Origin of the sequence: Mesorhizobium silamurunense (assembly GCF_014843905.1) — a bacterium.
Classification (GTDB): domain Bacteria; phylum Pseudomonadota; class Alphaproteobacteria; order Rhizobiales; family Rhizobiaceae; genus Mesorhizobium; species Mesorhizobium silamurunense.
The window spans coordinates 1-817 of the sequence record NZ_LPVS01000192.1 but is presented as its reverse complement, the minus strand read 5'-3'; the positions used below and the strand labels follow the sequence as shown (position 1 = coordinate 817).

The 817-nt window shown below is 60.2% G+C and carries 1 protein-coding gene and 1 tRNA gene; one reads left to right on the top strand and one right to left on the bottom strand.

Translation table 11 applies throughout. The features are described 5' to 3' along the window. Nucleotides 1–205: 205 nt before the first annotated feature. Nucleotides 206–466, bottom strand: a complete 261-nt coding sequence (locus AU465_RS33000) for a hypothetical protein (protein ID WP_192257189.1) — start codon at nt 464–466, stop codon at nt 206–208. A gap of 216 nt (nt 467–682) precedes the next feature. Here AU465_RS33000 and AU465_RS32995 point away from each other — a divergent pair. Further along, nucleotides 683–757, top strand: a tRNA-Asn gene (locus tag AU465_RS32995). Nucleotides 758–817 lie beyond the last annotated feature (60 nt).

Here is an 817-nt window from a genome sequence, read left to right as displayed (position 1 = left end):
GTCCTCTGCGTAACCACTCCGCCACGAGGCCTTCCATGCTCCCGGCGTTCCGAGCGAACTCATTATGTTGGCGGGAAAAGGTCGTCAAGCACCGGCAAGTCATTCCCGGCGCTTTCCATACGTCATCTGAGACAGTGGTTGCCAATCGCTTGCGGCCGGTCCCGACGGTGCTTCCGCAGCTCGCCAACCGCCTCCTGGCAAGCGCTCAATCGGGCCGGCGGCGGCGTTGCCACCAGACGACGAAGCGCCGCCTGTGGCGACGCACCAGCGCAAATTCGTAGGACAGCACCAGCAAGCCGAGCGGAATCATCCAGAAACCGAGAATCGGCAGAAAGCCCAGAATCCCGCCGACGGTGAGCAACACGCCGATAGCGATCCGCAATGCCCGCGAGCGCGGCATCGCGAACTCACGGCCGAATACCGTGATCTTCCGCGCCGGGCCGTTATCGTCGTCAGCTGCCGTCATTCAAACCAGATCCCATCTGCGCGGCCGAAGCCATCGATATCAAAGGCAGCAACCGGCCGCTTTGTTCCGCACCAGTGTGAAGCCGTTCATATGTGGGCACGCCGGAGCGATGCCACAAATGGCCGCACGAGAAACTGGAGAAAAAATGCGAATTGCTGCTTTGCAAAGCCGAAAGGTGTTTGCTATAGGCTGCGCCACTCACATCAGAGCCTCCGTTCCCCGGTAGCTCAGTGGTAGAGCAACCGGCTGTTAACCGGTTGGTCGCTGGTTCGAATCCGGCCCGGGGAGCCACTTCAGTACGGTCCATTCTGGACACATAGGTTACGGTTCATACCGGAGACATGGGTAACA